Raw genomic sequence first — 19,309 nt, 5'->3', positions numbered from 1 at the left:
ACTAACATTAGTCAGTAAGCGATGAAATACACAATGTTAAATGATTACATTTTATATGTATCGATATCTGTTTTGATTTTTAACCCAGCACTCGTTGGTTTTGCTTCAGTAATAAAAATATAAAGTCCAAAGGGGATTTAGTGTTAATACTAGATTGTGACTTTTACTGTTAATATTGATTTTGGTGTTCAATTTTTGTTCGGTGTTTTATTACTGAAGCTATTTTTTATATATTCTACCTCTACCTCTACCTCTACCTCTACCTCTACCTCTACCTCTACCTCTACCTCTACCTCTACCTCATATCACACGTTCTAACTCTTCAAACCAGTATTGACATTGCTGGATGGGTGCTCACAATGATAGACAGTATTGTTATTACGGATAAATGTAATGAGTAAACTGTTTAATCTTGTCTCTGATTATTCTCCAGCGGGCGATCAACCTACGGCAATTGAGCAATTAATGGATGGACTGGATTCTGGTCTTGCACAGCAAACGTTACTTGGCGTAACGGGATCAGGAAAAACGTTTACAATTGCTAATGTTATTGCTCAAGCCAATCGTCCGACTCTTATCATGGCACCCAATAAAACCTTAGCTGCGCAGCTCTATGGTGAAATGCGGGATTTCTTTCCTGATAATGCGGTTGAATATTTTGTTTCCTATTACGATTATTATCAACCAGAGGCTTATGTACCCACCACTGATACATTTATTGAAAAAGATGCATCAGTAAACGCCCATATTGAACAAATGCGATTATCTGCAACCAAAGCATTAATGGAACGACGTGATGTTATAATCATTGCTTCAGTGTCTGCTATTTATGGCCTTGGTGATCCCGAATCTTATTTGAAAATGATGCTTCACGTTCGCCGAGGTGATGTACTTAATCAGCGTGACATTTTGCGTCGTTTAGCTGAATTGCAATATAAACGTAATGATGCTGTTTTTGAACGTGGTACGTTTCGTGTTCGTGGCGAAGTGATTGATATTTTTCCGGCAGAATCTGAAAAAGAAGCCATTCGACTTGAATTATTTGACGATGAAGTAGAAGTTATTTCAGCGTTTGACCCACTTACTGGTGCTATCATTCAACGCGATTTAGCACGGACAACGATTTACCCTAAAACTCACTATGTGACACCAAGAGAGAAAATTCTAGAAGCGATTGAAGGGATTAAACTTGAACTCACGCAGCGTAAGCAACAATTACTAGATAATAATAAATTAGTTGAAGAGCAGCGTATTTCTCAGCGAACCCAGTTTGATATTGAAATGATGAACGAATTGGGTTTTTGTTCTGGTATTGAAAACTATTCACGTTATCTCAGTGGGCGTACTGAGGGTGAGCCACCACCAACATTGTTTGATTATCTTCCTGCTGACGGTCTATTAATCATTGATGAGTCACACGTTACAGTTTCTCAAATTGGTGCCATGTTCCGCGGTGACCGCTCGCGCAAAGAAAATCTGGTTGAATATGGATTTCGATTACCTTCAGCACTCGATAATCGACCTATGAAGTTTGAGGAATTTGAATCATTAGCACCACAAACTATTTATGTGTCGGCGACACCTGGTAATTATGAAATTGAAAAATCGGGTGGGGATATTGCAGAGCAAGTGGTGCGTCCGACAGGATTACTCGATCCTGAAATAGAAGTTAGACCCGTAGCGACCCAAGTTGATGATTTACTTTCTGAAATTAATATTCGCTCAGCTAAACAAGAACGCGTATTAGTCACAACGCTAACCAAGCGTATGTCTGAAGATCTTACTGAATATTTAACCGAGCATGGCGTAAAGGTACGTTATCTTCATTCTGATATTGATACCGTAGAACGGGTTGAAATTATTCGTGATTTACGTTTAGGCAAGTTCGATGTATTGGTGGGAATTAACTTATTACGCGAAGGATTAGATATTCCAGAAGTGTCTCTGGTTGCAATTTTAGATGCAGATAAAGAAGGCTTTTTACGTTCAGAAAGATCCTTGATTCAAACCATGGGACGTGCGGCACGAAATGTCGAAGGTAAAGCGATTTTATATGGTGATCGTATTACGGGTTCAATGGAGCGTGCAATAAATGAAACTCAACGCCGACGTGAAAAGCAAATAATTTACAATTTAGAAAACAATATTACACCACAAAAATTGAATAAGAAAATTGGCGATTTATTAGAGCTCGGTGCCCCAAGTGGACGAACCAAGTTACGTAATAAAGCCGCAGAGCTTCATAAAGTTGCAGAATCAAAAGGCACTTATTCAATATTAACACCACAGCAAATAGAGCTTGAAATAGAAGTGTTAGAAAAACAAATGTATGACTTTGCACAAAACTTAGAATTTGAACAAGCCGCTGATACGCGAGATAAAATTCATCAATTAAGACAGCAATTTATCGCTAATAGCTAACAAAATGTGTTTGGCATTAATCTTGAGGTAAAAAAAAGCCAGCCGATAAAGAGTTTCGGTTGGCTTCATTGTTACGTGAAAGAATCCACAAACAACGTCAGTTGGCTAGGTTGACCCCTAAGATAGAGAGTCGGTGTTTATAAAGCATATACTGTGCCAACTTTTGTTCTGCGATGTGTTTGGCTTTTTTTGTGAATATACACGGTATTAGTTGTCTTTATTTGTTGTTTGTACTGTGCAAAAAAAGAATGATTTTGCAAAATGCGAATCATTATGCGAGTCATTATGCGAATCGATCTGGCATAATATAAAAAATACAAATTAGGAACCCAGTTTCTGTTGTATTGATTACAATTAGTTTAAGGGATTAGTTTTTGGAGGAGCTATGGAAAGGATTACACGACAACACCAAGTATTAATGGTCGAAGATACTGCGTCAGTAGCTGCCTTATACAAATCTTACCTAAATCCCCTCGGACTTAATGTTAGTATTGTGGGATCAGGTAAAGAAGCATTGAGCTTTATTAAAGATATTATTCCCGATCTAATCTTATTAGATCTTCGCTTGCCTGATATGACTGGCATGGAAGTATTACAACGAGTTCGACAACAACACGGAAATATTCCGGTTGTGATCATGACAGCTCATGGATCTATTGATATTGCTGTTGATGCGATTCGACAAGGTGCTCAAGATTTTTTAATTAAGCCTTGTGAGGCTGATAGATTACGTATAACAGTAAATAATGTATTTAAAGGTGACGCCAAATCCTCTGACACTCCTTCTAAACAATCTGATGGCGCTCAATATCAAGGGTTCATTGGTAACAGCTTACCTATGCAAGCGGTATATCGTGTTATTGAATCAGCTGCATCGAGTAAAGCTACGGTATTTATTACTGGTGAAAGTGGCACTGGTAAAGAAGTGTGTGCTGAAGCTATTCATGCTGCTAGCCCAAGACATGACAAGCCGTTTATTGCGTTAAACTGTGCAGCTATTCCTAAAGAATTGATTGAAAGTGAATTATTTGGTCATGTAAAAGGAGCATTTACAGGAGCATCAACTGAGCGCCAAGGTGCGGTTGAAATAGCACATAATGGTACCTTGATGTTGGATGAACTTTGTGAGATGGATTTAGACTTACAGAGTAAGTTATTGCGTTTTATTCAAACAGGAACCTATCAAAAAGTTGGATCATCGAAAACATCGCGAGTAGATGTACGTTTTGTTTGTGCAACCAATAGAAATCCATGGCAAGAAGTACAGGAAGGGCGCTTTCGAGAAGATCTGTATTATCGTCTGCATGTGATTCCAATTACATTGCCCCCTTTGCGTGATCGTGGTAACGATATAGTAGAAATAGCCCATGCACTACTTGGATTAATGTCATTAGAAGAAGGTAAAGATTTTAGTCGTTTCTCCAAAGATGTGTTACAGCTGATTGAGTCTTATTCTTGGCCTGGTAATGTCCGTGAGTTGCAAAATATTATTCGTAATATTGTGGTACTAAATACTGGCGAAGAAGTCACTAAAGAAATGGTCCCGCCACCGATAAATGCTATTTTTGGTGCAGAAATTGCATCACCAATGTCAATCTATCCACAATTGAATACGCTAACGTCTGCAGTGAATACGTCATTTGTTGATGAAGTGCATAAAGATAAAATCGAACCACTTTGGATAGTAGAAAAACGTGCTATTCAATGGGCTATTGATGCTTGTGACGGTAACATACCGCGAGCAGCTGGATTATTAGAGGTCAGCCCATCGACAATTTATCGTAAATTACAAACTTGGCAAGAAGCTACAGGTAGTCGGGAGATTGATTAATGGCAACCACTATAAATGCAGAAACATTAAAAAGACTGGCAGATGAAGTCGGTGCAGAAACAGTCGTTATATTACTGAATGTATTTAGTGATGAGCTTGAACAATATTTACAAAAACTATCAAGCCAGCCATCAGTGAATCAAATTGGTGAAATTAGTCATGCGATAAAAAGTAGTGCTGCAAGTTTTGGTGCTGATGATTTAGCATTGATGGCGCAAGAGTGTGAATACCGAGTCAGACAAGGGCAAGGTGACTGGATGATTGACCATTTACCTCAATTTAGGCAAATGGTCGAAAGAATGGCAGTTGAATATAAACAACTAGCGGGTAGCGATGAGTCTATCAACCGCATGCTTTAGTTTGTTGCGGTCATGCCGCCATTCATGATTATTAGAGGCTAAATCAAGTACCAATTGTTGATACTTAGATGAAAGCTGTGGCTGATGTACGTCAGTAATAATGGTATCAATCATTCTGCCTGCCATTGCACGTTCGCACCAATGTAACATCGTTTCAAGGCTCATCTCTCCAGCTGGGCCTTTTTCTTTATCCAAGTTAGTAATAAAGGCGATTTTTGCTTTGCTGACTTTTAACGCTTGTTCGATTTCACGCAAGAGTAATACCGGCATAATGCTGGTTAAAAAGCTACCTGGGCCTAAGAGTATAATATCTGCTTCTATAATTGCATTTACCGCTTCTTTAGTTGCAGGTACTGCAGGTTCTAAATATAGCCGTTTAGGTACTTCTGTTAATTCATCGACACTGGTTTCACCATTAATTATTTTACCATCATAGGTGATTGCAGCTAAATCAGATGGGTGTTCAGACATTGGAATAATATAAGGCTTAACATGGAGCATATCGCGAATAAGATTAATGGCATCTAATGGGCGAATACAGAGGTTATCTAATGCGGTTAACATTAAATTACCTAAGTTATGACCATTCAGATCGCCATTACCACGAAAACGGTATTCAAAAATCATCGAGCCAATCGATGGTTCTGTGATTAATTGGTTAATACAATTACGCATATCTCCCCAAGCAATCCCACCCTGACAAGCGCGAATACGACCAGTAGAACCACCGTTATCTGTTGTGGTTACTACACCTGTTACTTGTGAACCATAATCGGTTAGTGAGGATAAAACTCGACCTAGCCCATGGCCGCCACCGATGGCAACAATACGTGTTTTTGCGATACTCTCTATAGGCATAATATTTGTTCTAATTATTATTTTATGGGTATATTTTAACAAATGTCACGTGGATATGCATTTATTGGTTTATATTCATTTGTATATTAACCAGATAATCGTGGTGTTTAATCAGTGTTGAGTGTAAATCTTGCTCATAAGATAATCGCAAGCATGAAGACAATCAGGGTGGTTGAGTAGGTTTTGTTTTTCTTGGGTTGGTAGCGGTAATATTTCAAGCCAGCGCTGGCATAACCAACTTAAATTATCAAATTCTTGTTGGTGATGTAATTTATCTAACTCGGGGTATTTGTTAAACATTACTTGTAAACGTGTAGATAATAATTGTTGTTCGGTGGTGATCTCTTGTTGAGGCCATCGCGGTAATTGTTGGCATTTTCCCCATATAATATCATCATTACCTTGTTTAATAGTGGCTATTTTAAAGGGCTCTTGGCCATAAATTTTTAAGCTAATTAACGGATTGTTTGGTTCATGATTAAAGTCCTCAATCGTGACTCTTGTACCTATATGGTATAATTTTTTATGTGGTGATTTATTACTAAACATACAGATACCAATCCCCGACTTTGATAACAGCAGGGCTCTCAGTGTTGTGGTGTGGGTAATTCCTGATAAATAAAGTTGCATTCTCCCAGTAGGAAGAATATGACGTTTCTGGAATAACAAAGGCATATTGAAAGTAGTCATAGCAGCACTATTTTATGAAGTGTATTTTTTTATAGGCAAGCAAGTCTGATGCCGAAGTAATACAAAAGAGTGGTTGAGTAATCAACTGCCTGATTGCAAATAATTAAACAACCATTGCTTTGTAATAATAGTCCCCAAATAATAGCTAGCTTGCATATAGTGAGTGTAAAATAAAAACCATTATGCTTAATGATCTACTTAGTCTGATCAATCCATACCTGAACACTGTCGGTTGGCAATAATTCTAAGTGGCCGAAATCATCAAAATACCATCCTTTCACTAAGCCTTTATTGCGCATTTCGATAAAATTATTAAGTACTTGTTGTGCTGCTGCATGTGCAGAGTCGCGATCAAGGCTTTCTTCTCGTTGCAGATAAAGAGCAATATCATCCAATGTTGCAGATTCGATTATATTGGACATAAATCCTCCATTAGTGGCATCAATTTAGGGTTAAATACTTAACTAGTATTGTCGTGTTTCAGCTCGAAAGGTAGAATGTCAGCCTGTTTTTTTCAGTTATTTGTCAATTTTCGAAAAACTCTGATACTTTTAAATAAGAAATGCCGTTGTGTAACATTAATAGTTAATCAACGACTGATGTGCATAACTGCCATAACTCCGAGCTTTTTTCACTAAGTTGCTACGTGCTGTTTGAGTGTTCCAATATGGGATAACTAATAGTCAATAAGTGATTAACGCCAGTGACATAATGTCACCAGGGTTGGTTTAGAAATGAATCGGCCTCCCGCATTTGGAAAGGTGTTCCGTGGCTAAACAATTAGAAGATAGTTTTCATCGTAAGTTTTACTATTTACGACTCTCAGTTACCGATGTGTGTAACTTCAAATGTACTTATTGCCTACCTGATGGCTACCAACCTGAGGAAAAAAGAAACCCTCTTTTTTAACCTTGGATGAAATTCAGCGTGTGACGGCAGCTTTTGCTGATTGTGGTACAACTAAAGTGCGTATTACTGGCGGTGAGCCAAGTTTACGTCGTGATTTTACTGATATCATTCGTACCGTTGCGAGCCAGCCGGGCATTACAAAAGTGGCGACTACCACTAATGGTTATCGCATGGCAAAGCATGTTCATGAGTGGCGTCAAGCTGGATTGACACATATTAATATCAGTGTTGATAGCTTAGATCCGAAGATGTTTTACCAAATTACTGGCGAAAATATGTTCCATCAGGTTATGGAAGGCATTGATGCTGCTTTTGATGCTGGCTTTGAGCAAGTAAAAATCAACACTGTTTTACTCAAAGATCTTAACTCTCAAGAATTACCTAAGTTTTTAGAATGGATTAAAACCCGTCCGATTCAACTGCGCTTTATTGAGTTAATGCAAACGGGTGAAATGGATAGCCTATTTAGCAAACATCATGTATCAGGTGTCAGTATTCGTAATCATCTGATTGCTAACGGTTGGTTATTAAAAGTAAAAAGTAATAATGATGGCCCAGCTCAAGTTTTTTATCACCCTGATTATATTGGTGAAATTGGGTTGATTATGCCATATGAAAAGAATTTTTGTGAAAGCTGTAATCGTCTTCGTGTCTCGGCAAAAGGTAAGCTTCATCTGTGCCTCTTTGGTGAAGAAGGCGTTGAATTACGTGATTTATTAGCTGACGATAGCCAGCAACCACAACTGATTGAGCGTATTCAAGCGAGCTTAAATACCAAGGCTGTCAGTCACTTTCTCGATGAAGGTAAAACGGGCATGACACCAAACCTCGCATCTATTGGTGGCTAGGTTATACGAAGTATGATGATAAATAATACATTAGCTATCGATATATCATAATCGGTAGTGCATAAGTTATTGCTTTTATTGGGAATAAAGAATGAATCAGTTTACCCATATTAATGCTTCAGGTGAAGCTAACATGGTTGATGTATCAGCAAAAGTAGAGACAGTACGTGAAGCACGTGCAGAAGCATTTGTGCATATGGCGCCTGAAACATTGGCATTAATTGTTTCTGGTCAGCATCATAAAGGTGATGTTTTCGCAACAGCGCGTATTGCAGGTATTCAAGCAGCAAAGAAAACATGGGATCTGATTCCATTATGTCACCCACTACTACTGACTAAGGTTGAAGTTCAATTAGAAGCTATTGCTGCTGAAAATAAAGTACGCATCGAATCTTGTTGTAAGCTAACCGGTAAAACGGGCGTTGAAATGGAAGCACTAACAGCAGCTTCTGTTGCGGCATTAACGATCTACGATATGTGTAAAGCGGTTCAAAAAGACATGGTCATCAGCCAAGTACGATTACTTGAGAAGACTGGTGGTAAATCTGGACACTTTAAGGTTGAAGCATGATTAAAGTACTATTTTTTGCTCAAATTAAAGAGTTAGTTGGTGTTGATGGGCTTGAGGTTGCAGCAGAATTTGCAACAGCAGATGACTTACGCCAGTCTTTATTATCTCGCGGTGATAAGTGGCTGTTAGCATTAGAGTCGGGTAAATTATTGGTTGCTGTTAATCAAACCATTTGTCGATTAGATTCTGCCATTAAAGATGGTGATGAAGTTGCTTTTTTCCCACCTGTCACAGGGGGTTAATATGATTTCAGTCCAACATGAAGATTTTTCAGTTGCAGATGAATATGCCAAGCTTGCTGAAGGTAATGACGCGGGCGCTGTGGTTACGTTTATTGGTAAAGTGCGTGATTTTAACCAAGGTGATACAGTAACGGGTTTGTCGTTAGAGCATTATCCGGGTATGACAGAAAAAGCCTTGCAAGAAATTATTGTTCAAGCACGTAGCCGATGGCCATTATTACAAACACGAGTGATCCATCGTGTTGGTGATCTTGAATTAGGAGATCAAATTGTTTTTGTTGGTGTTACAAGTGCGCATCGTGGTGCTGCATTTGAAGCCTGTGAATTCATTATGGATTATTTGAAAACTCGCGCGCCGTTTTGGAAAAAAGAACAAACACCATCGGAAAGCCGGTGGGTAGATGCACGTGAAACAGATAATTCTGCAGCAGACCGTTGGTCGAAATAACACGATGATTTATAAAAAAAGGAGCTGATTTTAGCTCCTTTTTTATAGGTAAACATTAACGATAAATACTATTTCTTATTTTTATTCTTATCTCGATTTGCCGCTGTAGTTGGAACGTAGCTAGTGCGAAAACGGGATGGACTTGGTCGTGAAATACAGCCTGTGGGTCTCATAATTTACTCTTATTCTCACCGTATGAAATAACAGAGGGATTACTAAGAAATTTAACTTGGTACGGGATATATTTCTTAATGACTAAATGATAGCGAGCTTATTGGTTTATTTATAGGATCTTTACCAGCTTATGATGTTGTTTGCTAAAATAATCTATCTGTTACTATTTTAAGAACCTTTTGTTATTAATACGCAAAAATAGTGTCAATAATACGGTGAGATTAAGCGTAATGTGCCATATTTATAGAGTGAAGGGCATTAAGATAGTATTGAGCTGGTATAAGGCCAAGTCGTTAAGTGGTAGTGAAGGTCTGCTGGCGTCATTTAACAGCGGAGAAGTTGATTATGCATAAACGTATATCTTGCAAAAGAGTGAAGCAGATGATGGCTGATGTTGGCATTAATGATAATAACCATGATGATGAAGCACAGCTATTACTTGAACAAAAACAGCAAGCAGTAAGTGAAGATAAGCAGCTTATTAAGCTAGATAGCGAAAGTAAGTAAATTTAACTCAATTTATATAAGAAGGCATTACTAAGGTAGTGCCTTTTTTTGTGTTCAAAATGTAACAATATTGTTTGTTTTTGTGTTCTGCTTTGGTGTGAGTTAGTAGTTTTATATTCTGGTTTTAAATTAAAGTTCAAATTATAACCATTGGAAAGTACTTTTAAGCAATTTTAAATAATATTAACGGCTTTAACCTTATTAATTATAGGTTTAAAAATCTATAAATGTGATATTGATCTAGTCAATGTTATCTGTTGTTAAGGAAATGTTTGGTATGAAATGTGTTTTATTTGTCTGTTTGTGGCAAATTAATATAACTCCTGTTAATGTTTTAGACAATTCTTCGGTTTGATGGCTGTTCTCTAGGATTGAGAGTGACTATTTTGTTATTAGTTAAGATGACCTGCTGAGAATGTCATGGATGTTATAAATTGATGTATTGGAGTTAATGCATGTATAAGAATAAAATTACTCAAGCTGTGTTGCTTGGCTTAGGTCTAGTTGTTGCTCTTCCTTCTTTTTCAACTTTTGCAGCACAAGTGCCTGCCGATATTAAATTAGCAGATAAACAACAATTGGTTCGTGCTAATGGCACTGAGCCTGAATCACTTGATCCACAAAAGGTATCAGGTGTACCTGAATCTAATGTTATTCGCGATTTACTTGAAGGCTTAGTTAACCAAGACGCTGAAGGCAACTTGGTCGCAGGTGTTGCTAAATCGTGGCAAACGACAGATAACAAAACCTGGATTTTCAATCTACGTGATGATGCTAAGTGGTCAAATGGCGATCCAGTAACTGCTGATGACTTTGTTTATACGTGGCGTCGTCTTGCCGATCCAAAAACAGCGTCTCCTTATGCGTCATACCTTGAAATGACCACCATGGCCAACGCCACTGATATTATTGCTGGCAAACAATCACCAGAGACATTAGGTGTTGAAGCTGTTGATGCTCATACCTTAAAAGTAACGCTAGATAAGCCATTATCTTATTTTGCATCAATGCTTGTGCACACCTCAATGAAACCTGTTAATAAAAACGCAGTTGAAAAATTTGGTGATCAGTGGACGAAAGTGGGCAACTACGTATCTAACGGTGCCTATCAGCTTGATAACTGGGTTGTGAACGAACGTATTGTATTAACCCGTAATAATAATTACTGGAATAATAAAGAAACGGTTATCAATCAAGTGACATTCTTACCGATTGAAAACCAAGTTGCAGCAATGAACCGTTTTCTTGCTGGTGAAGTTGATATGACGCATGAAATGCCGAATGAGCACTTTAAACGTCTAACAAAAGAATACCCACAAGATGTAAAAGTAACGCCTTACCTATGTTCTTACTACTATGAATTTAATACTGCGCGTAAACCATTTGATAATGGTGATGTGCGTAAAGCGCTATCGTACGCGATTGATCGTGATGTATTAGCCAAATTCATTGTTGGCAAAGGTGAAACCCCTGCTTATAACTTTACCCCGTTATCAACTAACGGGCTTGAAGTAGAAATGCCTGAGTACGCGCAATTAAATCAAAAGCAGCGTTTAGAAAAAGCCAAAGCATTATTGGCGGCTGCCGGGTATAGCAAAGATAATCCACTGACATTTAAAGTGTTATACAACACCTCTGAGAACCATAAAAAGATTGCAGTTGCGATTGCATCAATGTGGAAAAAAAGTTTAGGGGTCGAGGCACAACTTGAAAACCAAGAGTGGAAAAGCTATTTAGACAGTAAGCGTCAAGGTAACTTTGATGTTTCTCGTGCTGGTTGGTGTGGCGATTATAATGAAGCGTCAACCTTCCTAGCCATTATGCGTACTGGCCACTCACAAAACTACCCTAAATACGCCAGTGCTGATTACGACAAAGCCATTGATGACGCAATTCTTGCACCAACAGCGGCTGAACGAGCAGCAGATTATAAACGTGCTGAAGCTAGCTTAGCGAACGATATGCCGATTATGCCTATCTACCATTATGTTAATGCACGTTTGGTTAACCCCCAACTTGGTGGTTACCCAATGAAAAACCCTGAAGATAATATCTACTCAAAAGATATGTACTTCATCGCAAAATAATACGTTTTTCATAATAATTAGCTGCCTTCTAACATGAAGGCAGCACTCGCACGCACAGCAAATACGGTAGCTTTATATGATTAAATTCATTGCTAAAAGGATTTTTGAAGCGATACCGACACTTTTGGTATTGATCACCATCTCATTTTTTTTAATGCGCTTCGCCCCCGGTAACCCTTTTACTTCAGATCGTCCTTTACCACCGGAAGTACTCGCTAATATTGAAGCAAAATATGGTTTAGATAAGCCAGTGTTTGAACAATACACCACTTATTTAGGCAATATTGTGCAAGGGGATTTTGGACCATCATTTAAGTATAAAGATTTTACGGTTAACGAATTGGTATCTAAAGCGTTACCTGTTTCCGCTAAAATCGGTGTTTTTGCGTTTATCTTTGCGTTAGTTATGGGCGTGAGTGTCGGCACTATAGCGGCGTTAAAGCAAAACACTTGGCTTGATTACACCATCATGTCAACTGCGATGGCGGGGGTGGTGATGCCATCCTTTATTCTCGCACCAGTATTGATCTATATTTTTGCGATTAATTTGCAATGGCTGCCTGCTGGTGGTTGGCAAGACGGATCGCTAAAATTTGTTATTTTGCCGATGCTAGGTATGGCTTTGTTGTATGTTGCAACTTTTGCTCGTATTACTCGTGGCAGCATGATTGAAACTTTAAACAGCAACTTTATTCGTACCGCTCGTGCTAAAGGTTTAAGTTACCGCCATATTATTTTAAAGCACGCTTTACGTCCTGCGTTATTACCAGTGGTGTCATATATGGGGCCAGCTTTTGTCGGTATTATTACCGGTTCCGTTGTGATTGAAACTATCTTTGGTTTACCTGGTATCGGTAAATTATTTGTCAATGCAGCCTTTAACCGTGATTACTCGCTAGTGCTTGGAATTACGATTTTGATTGGTTCGCTAACCATTATCTTCAATGCCATTGTCGATATTGTATTAGCAATGATCGATCCTAAAATTCGTTATTAAGAGGCTGATAATTATGATTTTAACTAAAAAAGATAATATTGAAGCGCTAGAGAAATTCTCATCAAGCCTTGAAATAGAAGGCCGTAGCTTATGGCAAGATGCGCGCTCACGTTTTTTTCGCAATAAAGCGGCGATGGTGTCGTTAGTGATTTTAGGGGTGATCTCGTTGGCGGTCATTTTTGGTCCTATGGTGAGTCAATATGCGTTCGATGATACTGACTGGTATGCGTTGCATGCAGCGCCATCATTAGGGGCTGAAGGACACTTTTTTGGTACTGATAGTCTGGGACGCGATCTTTATACGCGTACCTTAATCGGTGGTCGAATTTCACTGATGGTGGGGCTGTTAGGCGCATTAGTTGCTGTGGTTATTGGCACACTTTATGGCGCTGCATCGGGCTTTATTGGCGGTAAAACCGACCGAGTAATGATGCGTATATTAGAAATTCTATACTCAATTCCATTTATGTTTTTTGTGATTGTGTTAGTGACCTTTTTTGGTCGTAATATCATGCTGATCTTTATCGCTATCGGGGCGATTTCTTGGCTTGATATGGCGCGAATTGTGCGTGGTCAAACTTTATCATTACGTGGTAAAGAATTTATAGAAGCTGCCCATGTGTGTGGCGTTAGCCGTTGGCGGATCATTACTCGCCATATCGTACCGAATGTTTTGGGTATCGTAGCGGTCTATTCAACATTACTTGTGCCTGCAATGATTTTAACTGAATCGTTTTTAAGTTTCCTTGGGCTCGGTGTACAAGAGCCGATGACGAGTTGGGGAGCATTGTTGCATGAAGGTTCACAAACGATGGAAGTGGCTATTTGGCAGTTATTGTTTCCTGCTGGCTTTATGGTGATTACATTATTTTGTTTTAACTATGTCGGCGATGGTTTACGTGATGCGCTAGATCCAAAAGACAGATAGAAATAAGCCGCGACCCTTCTGTTGCTCATTAAAGTGAAAACAATAGAAGGGGATCGCCAATATCATTCACTTGATAATAAATAATAACCGAAGCGAATGTACGGTGCTTAGCGTTGATAACAAGGAAGTAGTATGAGTTTGTTAGAAGTTAAAGACTTACGGGTTGAATTCACCACACCAGATGGCAATGTTACAGCGGTTAATGATTTGAATTTTGCGTTAGAACAAGGCCAAACCTTAGGTATTGTTGGTGAGTCTGGCTCAGGAAAGAGTCAAACCGTGTTCGCTATTATGGGCTTACTAGCAAAGAACGGCATTATTAGTGGTAGCGCCAAATTTGAAGGGCGTGAGATTTTAAATCTATCAGAAAAAGAACTAAACCGTATTCGTGCCGAACAAATTGCGATGATTTTTCAAGATCCAATGACATCACTCAATCCTTATATGAAAGTCAGCGAACAATTGATGGAAGTGCTGATGTTACATAAAGGGATGAGCCGTGCTCAAGCTTTTGAAGAATCAGTAAAAATGTTGGATGCGGTTAAAATACCCGAAGCGCGTCAGCGTATAACGATGTATCCCCACGAATTTTCAGGTGGTATGCGTCAGCGTGTAATGATTGCAATGGCATTATTATGTCGACCAAAATTATTAATTGCAGATGAACCTACAACAGCACTTGATGTGACAGTGCAAGCGCAGATCATGGAATTACTCAATGATCTTAAATCTGATTTTAATACTTCGATCATCATGATCACTCACGATCTTGGCGTTGTGGCTGGTAGTTGTGACAAAGTGCTGGTGATGTACGCAGGACGGACGATGGAATACGGTGATATTAACGATATTTTTTATCGTCCTAGTCATCCTTATACTGAAGGATTGCTGCGTGCGATTCCGCGTTTAGATACTGAAGGTGAAGATTTGCCAACAATTCCGGGTAATCCACCTAACTTGTTACGCTTGCCTGTCGGTTGCCCATATCAAGAACGTTGCCATCGCGTACTGTCACGTTGCAAACAAGAATCGCCACTGTTAATGCCATTTGCACAAGATCGACTACGTGCTTGTTTTGCTGAGATGGGAGCATAGTGATGAAAGCAGAAAAGAAAGTATTATTGGATATTACTAATCTCAAGGTGCACTTTAACATTGCCTCTAAATCAGCATGGCCTTGGAGCCAGCCTTCAAAATTAAAAGCCGTTGATGGGGTTAATGTCTGTGTCTATGAAGGTGAGACTTTAGGTGTTGTTGGTGAGTCTGGTTGTGGTAAGTCAACTTTTGCGCGCGCTATTATTGGATTAGTGGAAGCGACCGATGGTCAAGTGGTGTGGTTAGGGCAAGATCTAACCAAACTTAACCATGGCGCATTACGTGAAACGCGTAAGCAAATTCAAATGATTTTCCAAGATCCATTAGCATCATTAAACCCGCGTATGACGGTTGGTGAAATTATTGCAGAGCCTTTAAAAGCTTTTTATAGCCATTTAAGCGATGATGAAGTGAAGCAGCAGGTTCAAGCTATGATGACAAAGGTTGGCTTGTTACCTAACGTAATTAACCGTTATCCGCATGAGTTTTCAGGTGGTCAATGCCAGCGTATAGGTATTGCAAGAGCACTGATTTTAAAGCCTAAAATGATTATTTGTGATGAACCAGTATCAGCACTTGATGTATCGATTCAAGCGCAAGTGGTGAATTTACTTAAATCACTTCAAAAAGAAATGGGATTAAGTTTAATCTTTATTGCTCATGATTTGTCTGTGGTTAAACATATTTCTGATCGTGTTTTGGTGATGTATCTAGGTAATGCGGTTGAGATGGGGGAGAGTAAAGCCCTGTTTGCTAATCCTCAGCATCCTTATACTAAAGCTTTAATGTCGGCGGTACCGATTCCTGATCCACAGTTAGAGCGAAATAAACATATTGAGTTATTAGAAGGCGACTTACCGTCGCCGATGAACCCGCCATCTGGGTGTGTTTTTCGTACGCGTTGTCCAAAAGCTGTTGCTATTTGTGCTGAGAAAAAGCCAGAACTGCAAGGGACTTACCAACATGCGGTTGCATGTTTACAAGCATAATTATTAATATATGAATAACGTCCTGTGATTACAGGGCGTTATTCTTGTTTAGGAAAGGTTGGTGGAGATTTGACAATATAATTATTTAATTGTTGTTGTAATGCTTTTTTATTTTCATCTTTATTTTTTTTATTTTTATATAATATTTTGTCTGCACGCACTAACGCATTATGCAAACTTTCTTTTTTTCTATAACAGTACAGCCTGTTGAAATTGATATTTTAATATTGTAATGACAAAAGAAGCCACTAAAAATAGCCAATTCTAATCGATCTGCCATGATCAATGCCTGCTCTAAATCGGCATTAGGTAGCACTACGCAAAATTCATCACCACCGAGTCGAATACAAATATCACTATCTCGTGTCATATCATTAATGGTCGATGAAATATGTTTTAACGCTAAGTCACCAATATCATGACCATAGGTATCATTTATTATTTTAAAATCATTGGCATCAAATATAATAACTGCGGTAGGTTGACCATTTTTATTATTTTCTGTCACGATACCTTTAATAATAGTATCCATTACTCTACGGTTAAATAAGCCTGTGAGTAAATCAGTATACGCTTCTAATTGATAACGCTGTTTTTGAAATTTGTGTCGCTTTAATACAGCATTCATATAATTGAGAATAATTAATAGCGAAAAACCTAATATGGTTATTTTTATCGCAAAGTTAACAAAAAACCATGGTGATATATCAGCAAAAAGTAATGTATTCTTATTTAAATGAGTATGTACAGGAATTGTAGGTAACAGTCTATTGCTATAACCATTATAAATTTCAATTTTTTGTTTTTTGTCTATGACATACAGATAAAAGTTGAGTGAAGACTTTAACGTTTTTGGTAATGTTATTGATTGTATAAGTGATTTTACAGGAATATCAACACCAATATCACCCACTATTTTATTATTGCTATAAACAGGAGATTTAATGGTAACGACCATTTCTTGAGAAAAAAAATCTAAATAGGGGGAAGTGTAATACATCCCTTTTTGTAATTCATTAAGTGGTTGAGATTCTGAACGTTGAGAACGGTAAAGATCTGTTGAAAAAAATTCCTTAGTGGTATTAAACTTATCTACTGAAAGTTTCGATGATAGATAGAAGTATTTTAACGCGTGAGATATATAGTAGTAGTTATACATAATTGGATGGACTTGTTGTTCAGCCCATAATTCATCTAATACGGCAAATAAATAGGTATCTTTTTGAATTAATTGATTTGGAAATCCGGGGCCAATTAAACTACCGTTGAACAAGTTATTAGGATAAATACCACGATTAAAGCCAAATTCTTTTAATTTGGGATAATAATGAATTTCCGCAAGCACTTGTAATTGTTTATTATTCTTATCAAAATCAGCAATGGATTTTGTAGCAGTCTTCGCATAACGTTTATTTCGATATGCTAATGAATCTACTGTTTTTTTAATTTGATTAAGGTTAGCTTCTACATATAAACGTGTTTCATTTATTTCTTGACGTAAACTAAAGCCGACGATGATTACCAGTATCAGTAAATTAAAAAAGATAACTAAACAGCGTCTGATAATATTATTACCACATAAGATATGCTCAGTATGCCATTTTGAGGTTTTATTTTTTAATATGTGTTGTTCAGCTTTAGACATTAAAGTTTTTATCACTAGCCAATTTACTAAATGGCACCGCCTTACTGTATAGAAAGCCTTGATGATAACGAATGCCTAATTCGGTTAATATTTTTGCCTGTTGTTCTGTTTCAACACCTTCAGCAATCACTTCTACCTCGGCCTTTTCAGCAAACGCAACTAATGATTTAACAATCGAGCTTGCAGCTAAAGAATCAATATCATCAATGAAAACTTTATCGATTTTTATCGTTGTTGCCTGTAATTTTTGTAATGCTAAGAAATCACAGTAGCCGTTACCTACATCGTCTAACTTAATCTGAATACCCATGGCATTTAGCTTGATACAGTTTTGTTCCGCTTGCTCAATATTATCAATCGGGGCGCGTTCTGTTAGCTCAAAGGCTAAATTATGTGGAGCAATATGGTAGTGGGCTAATGCTGAACGTGTTATATCAATAAGTTCAGGATCTTGCAGTACATTTGCACTGATATTGATACTGAAATAATAAGGCAGAGTTTTACCGGCTTGCATTTCTAGCTTACGAATATCACGTGCAACGGTATTAATGAGTTGGAATGTTAATGGCGTAATTACACCATTGGTTTCACATTGAGGAATAAACTCATCTGGCAGAATAACTTTACCTTTTTTAGTTTCCCAGCGGATTAATACTTCATAGCCACAAATTAAGCGTTTTTCTGCATCAATAATGGGTTGGTAATAAGGCACTAAATGATTTTGCTTTATAGCATTGAGTACCAAGAATTTAATAATACTGGTGCTATGATAACGACGATATAGCATGACTAAGACAATAAAAATTAGTCCGCTTAAAATTAGTAATAAAAACGGTTTAATATGAGCGCGGTAGTCAGCAATGACTTTTGGGGTCACGTAATATTTTATCCATGCTTTATTATGCAGTGGCATTGATAAAATAGGCATAACGATAGTCTTGAGATCGTTATAGGGTACCATTGTTGATGATAAATTAGATGTTTTCTGAGTATTGCCGGTATACAGCGATACGCTATCATTTTCGATAACTTGTAACCAACATTGATTACACGCATTAGACAGTAGTGCATTGGTTGGTTGTTGGGCGATATCGACCGTAATAACACCGCCAACAACTTGCTTACGGTATTGAACAATGGACTCGTTATTATCAGCATTAGCAATAACAACCACTTCACGATTTAAAGGGATTTTTTTTGCAGGCGAGCCATAAAGTTGGCTAAGGTTGGAATGGTCGCCACAAACTTTTCCTGACTTGGTTTCTAAACTAATACTGCGAATATGTGATGAATAATAACTGGCACGCTCAAGTTCTGAAATATCTTCTTTATCGCAGGTATAGGAAAGATGGTACTGAAGATTATCAAGTAGAATAGAGGTTGATTGAATACTGTGTAAGTAGTTTTCAGAGCGTTGGTGTTCAAATGACTCGAGATTATATTTAAACAGCTGACGACCAACTGTTTGTGAAGTAAGTACTAACGTCACTAAACCGATAGCGATAAGTAAAGTCACTAATGCAATGCTATAAAATGAAATTGAGGGACGTCTGATAGTCACGATGAAAGAACTCTACTTTTTTGTTAGCCAATTGTCACAATTAAGATAGCAAAAACAAATTCGAGATGCTTCTGAAGAGTTATGAAAAAAATAAAAAATTAAATCAGACCTTATTTATTATTTTTTATATTCGTCAAGTGCATTGTTTT

The 19,309-nt window shown here is 37.9% G+C and carries 17 protein-coding genes, 1 pseudogene and 1 riboswitch; of the genes and pseudogenes, 13 read left to right on the top strand and 5 right to left on the bottom strand.

What is annotated here, in order from left to right:
• The first annotated feature begins 393 nt into the window (after positions 1–393).
• From uvrB to BTN98_RS08035, 3 genes are all read left to right on the top strand, one after another.
• Positions 394–2,421, top strand: a complete 2,028-nt coding sequence (gene uvrB / locus BTN98_RS08045; RefSeq protein ID WP_060998181.1) for an excinuclease ABC subunit UvrB — start codon at positions 394–396, stop codon at positions 2,419–2,421.
• A gap of 385 nt (positions 2,422–2,806) precedes the next feature.
• Positions 2,807–4,252 carry a quorum-sensing sigma-54 dependent transcriptional regulator LuxO gene (gene luxO / locus BTN98_RS08040; RefSeq protein WP_060998182.1) on the top strand — a complete coding sequence of 482 codons (1,446 nt, stop codon included), beginning with the start codon at positions 2,807–2,809 and terminating at the stop codon, positions 4,250–4,252.
• Positions 4,252–4,611 carry an Hpt domain-containing protein gene (locus BTN98_RS08035; RefSeq protein ID WP_060998183.1) on the top strand — a complete coding sequence of 120 codons (360 nt, stop codon included), beginning with the start codon at positions 4,252–4,254 and terminating at the stop codon, positions 4,609–4,611. Before luxO ends, BTN98_RS08035 begins: the two co-directional genes overlap by 1 nt.
• On the opposite strand, the gene yvcK is transcribed toward BTN98_RS08035, so the two are convergent.
• The 3 genes from yvcK to BTN98_RS08020 all read right to left on the bottom strand — a co-directional run bounded on the left by yvcK (position 4,573) and on the right by BTN98_RS08020 (position 6,581).
• Positions 4,573–5,469, bottom strand: coding sequence for a uridine diphosphate-N-acetylglucosamine-binding protein YvcK (yvcK, locus tag BTN98_RS08030; protein WP_060998184.1), 897 nt, complete (start codon positions 5,467–5,469; stop codon positions 4,573–4,575). The two genes, BTN98_RS08035 and yvcK, sit on opposite strands and share 39 nt — an antisense overlap.
• Before the next feature lie 111 nt (positions 5,470–5,580).
• Positions 5,581–6,159, bottom strand: coding sequence for an LON peptidase substrate-binding domain-containing protein (locus tag BTN98_RS08025; RefSeq protein ID WP_065190108.1), 579 nt, complete (start codon positions 6,157–6,159; stop codon positions 5,581–5,583).
• Positions 6,160–6,353: 194 nt separating this feature from the next.
• Entirely contained in the window at positions 6,354–6,581 is a 228-nt protein-coding gene (locus BTN98_RS08020; RefSeq protein ID WP_060998185.1) for a hypothetical protein, read from the bottom strand.
• 184 nt (positions 6,582–6,765) lie between these two features.
• Positions 6,766–6,939: riboswitch (molybdenum cofactor riboswitch) on the top strand.
• Here BTN98_RS08020 and moaA point away from each other — a divergent pair.
• The 10 genes and pseudogenes from moaA to oppF all read left to right on the top strand — a co-directional run bounded on the left by moaA (position 6,928) and on the right by oppF (position 15,954).
• Positions 6,928–7,916, top strand: a pseudogene (moaA, locus tag BTN98_RS08015) (GTP 3',8-cyclase MoaA). Its footprint overlaps the riboswitch before it by 12 nt.
• A gap of 91 nt (positions 7,917–8,007) precedes the next feature.
• Positions 8,008–8,487, top strand: coding sequence for a cyclic pyranopterin monophosphate synthase MoaC (gene moaC, locus BTN98_RS08010; protein WP_060998187.1), 480 nt, complete (start codon positions 8,008–8,010; stop codon positions 8,485–8,487).
• On the top strand, positions 8,484–8,729 hold the full coding sequence (moaD, locus tag BTN98_RS08005) for a molybdopterin synthase sulfur carrier subunit (RefSeq protein WP_060998188.1): 246 nt from the start codon (positions 8,484–8,486) through the stop codon (positions 8,727–8,729). Before moaC ends, moaD begins: the two co-directional genes overlap by 4 nt.
• Position 8,730: 1 nt before the next feature.
• Positions 8,731–9,177 (top strand): molybdopterin synthase catalytic subunit MoaE, encoded by a 447-nt coding sequence (gene moaE, locus BTN98_RS08000; protein WP_060998189.1) that lies wholly within the window; start codon positions 8,731–8,733, stop codon positions 9,175–9,177.
• Positions 9,178–9,696: 519 nt separating this feature from the next.
• Positions 9,697–9,858 carry a hypothetical protein gene (locus tag BTN98_RS07995; protein WP_162271141.1) on the top strand — a complete coding sequence of 54 codons (162 nt, stop codon included), beginning with the start codon at positions 9,697–9,699 and terminating at the stop codon, positions 9,856–9,858.
• A gap of 455 nt (positions 9,859–10,313) precedes the next feature.
• Positions 10,314–11,945, top strand: coding sequence for an ABC transporter substrate-binding protein (locus BTN98_RS07990; protein WP_060998191.1), 1,632 nt, complete (start codon positions 10,314–10,316; stop codon positions 11,943–11,945).
• Between the two features lie 76 nt (positions 11,946–12,021).
• Entirely contained in the window at positions 12,022–12,942 is a 921-nt protein-coding gene (oppB, locus tag BTN98_RS07985) for an oligopeptide ABC transporter permease OppB (RefSeq protein WP_060998192.1), read from the top strand.
• Positions 12,943–12,958: 16 nt separating this feature from the next.
• A complete protein-coding gene (gene oppC / locus BTN98_RS07980) occupies positions 12,959–13,870 on the top strand; it encodes an oligopeptide ABC transporter permease OppC (RefSeq protein WP_060998249.1) in 912 nt (303 codons plus the stop codon).
• A gap of 132 nt (positions 13,871–14,002) precedes the next feature.
• Entirely contained in the window at positions 14,003–14,965 is a 963-nt protein-coding gene (oppD, locus tag BTN98_RS07975) for an ABC transporter ATP-binding protein (protein ID WP_060998193.1), read from the top strand.
• Positions 14,966–14,967: 2 nt separating this feature from the next.
• Positions 14,968–15,954, top strand: a complete 987-nt coding sequence (oppF, locus tag BTN98_RS07970) for a murein tripeptide/oligopeptide ABC transporter ATP binding protein OppF (protein WP_060998194.1) — start codon at positions 14,968–14,970, stop codon at positions 15,952–15,954.
• A gap of 160 nt (positions 15,955–16,114) precedes the next feature.
• On the opposite strand, the gene BTN98_RS07965 is transcribed toward oppF, so the two are convergent.
• Entirely contained in the window at positions 16,115–17,599 is a 1,485-nt protein-coding gene (locus BTN98_RS07965; protein ID WP_146107009.1) for a sensor domain-containing diguanylate cyclase, read from the bottom strand.
• Entirely contained in the window at positions 17,592–19,160 is a 1,569-nt protein-coding gene (locus BTN98_RS07960; protein WP_060998196.1) for an EAL domain-containing protein, read from the bottom strand. The genes BTN98_RS07965 and BTN98_RS07960 overlap by 8 nt, the downstream gene beginning before the upstream one ends.
• Between the last annotated feature and the right edge of the window lie 149 nt (positions 19,161–19,309).

Origin of the sequence: Photobacterium aquimaris, from assembly GCF_002954455.1 — a bacterium.
In the GTDB taxonomy this organism is placed as follows: Bacteria; Pseudomonadota; Gammaproteobacteria; order Enterobacterales; family Vibrionaceae; genus Photobacterium; species Photobacterium aquimaris.
Note: the sequence above shows the minus strand (reverse complement) of the source record. Positions and strands in the feature narration are given on the sequence as shown.

Coding starts and splice junctions, on each gene's coding strand:
- uvrB (WP_060998181.1), top strand. CDS start 394: ATGAGTAAACTGTTTAATCTTGTCTCTGATTATTCTCCAGCGGGCGAT.
- luxO (WP_060998182.1), top strand. CDS start 2,807: ATGGAAAGGATTACACGACAACACCAAGTATTAATGGTCGAAGATACT.
- BTN98_RS08035 (WP_060998183.1), top strand. CDS start 4,252: ATGGCAACCACTATAAATGCAGAAACATTAAAAAGACTGGCAGATGAA.
- yvcK (WP_060998184.1), bottom strand. CDS start 5,469: ATGCCTATAGAGAGTATCGCAAAAACACGTATTGTTGCCATCGGTGGC.
- BTN98_RS08025 (WP_065190108.1), bottom strand. CDS start 6,159: ATGACTACTTTCAATATGCCTTTGTTATTCCAGAAACGTCATATTCTT.
- BTN98_RS08020 (WP_060998185.1), bottom strand. CDS start 6,581: ATGTCCAATATAATCGAATCTGCAACATTGGATGATATTGCTCTTTAT.
- moaC (WP_060998187.1), top strand. CDS start 8,008: ATGAATCAGTTTACCCATATTAATGCTTCAGGTGAAGCTAACATGGTT.
- moaD (WP_060998188.1), top strand. CDS start 8,484: ATGATTAAAGTACTATTTTTTGCTCAAATTAAAGAGTTAGTTGGTGTT.
- moaE (WP_060998189.1), top strand. CDS start 8,731: ATGATTTCAGTCCAACATGAAGATTTTTCAGTTGCAGATGAATATGCC.
- BTN98_RS07995 (WP_162271141.1), top strand. CDS start 9,697: ATGCATAAACGTATATCTTGCAAAAGAGTGAAGCAGATGATGGCTGAT.
- BTN98_RS07990 (WP_060998191.1), top strand. CDS start 10,314: ATGTATAAGAATAAAATTACTCAAGCTGTGTTGCTTGGCTTAGGTCTA.
- oppB (WP_060998192.1), top strand. CDS start 12,022: ATGATTAAATTCATTGCTAAAAGGATTTTTGAAGCGATACCGACACTT.
- oppD (WP_060998193.1), top strand. CDS start 14,003: ATGAGTTTGTTAGAAGTTAAAGACTTACGGGTTGAATTCACCACACCA.
- oppF (WP_060998194.1), top strand. CDS start 14,968: ATGAAAGCAGAAAAGAAAGTATTATTGGATATTACTAATCTCAAGGTG.
- BTN98_RS07965 (WP_146107009.1), bottom strand. CDS start 17,599: ATGTCTAAAGCTGAACAACACATATTAAAAAATAAAACCTCAAAATGG.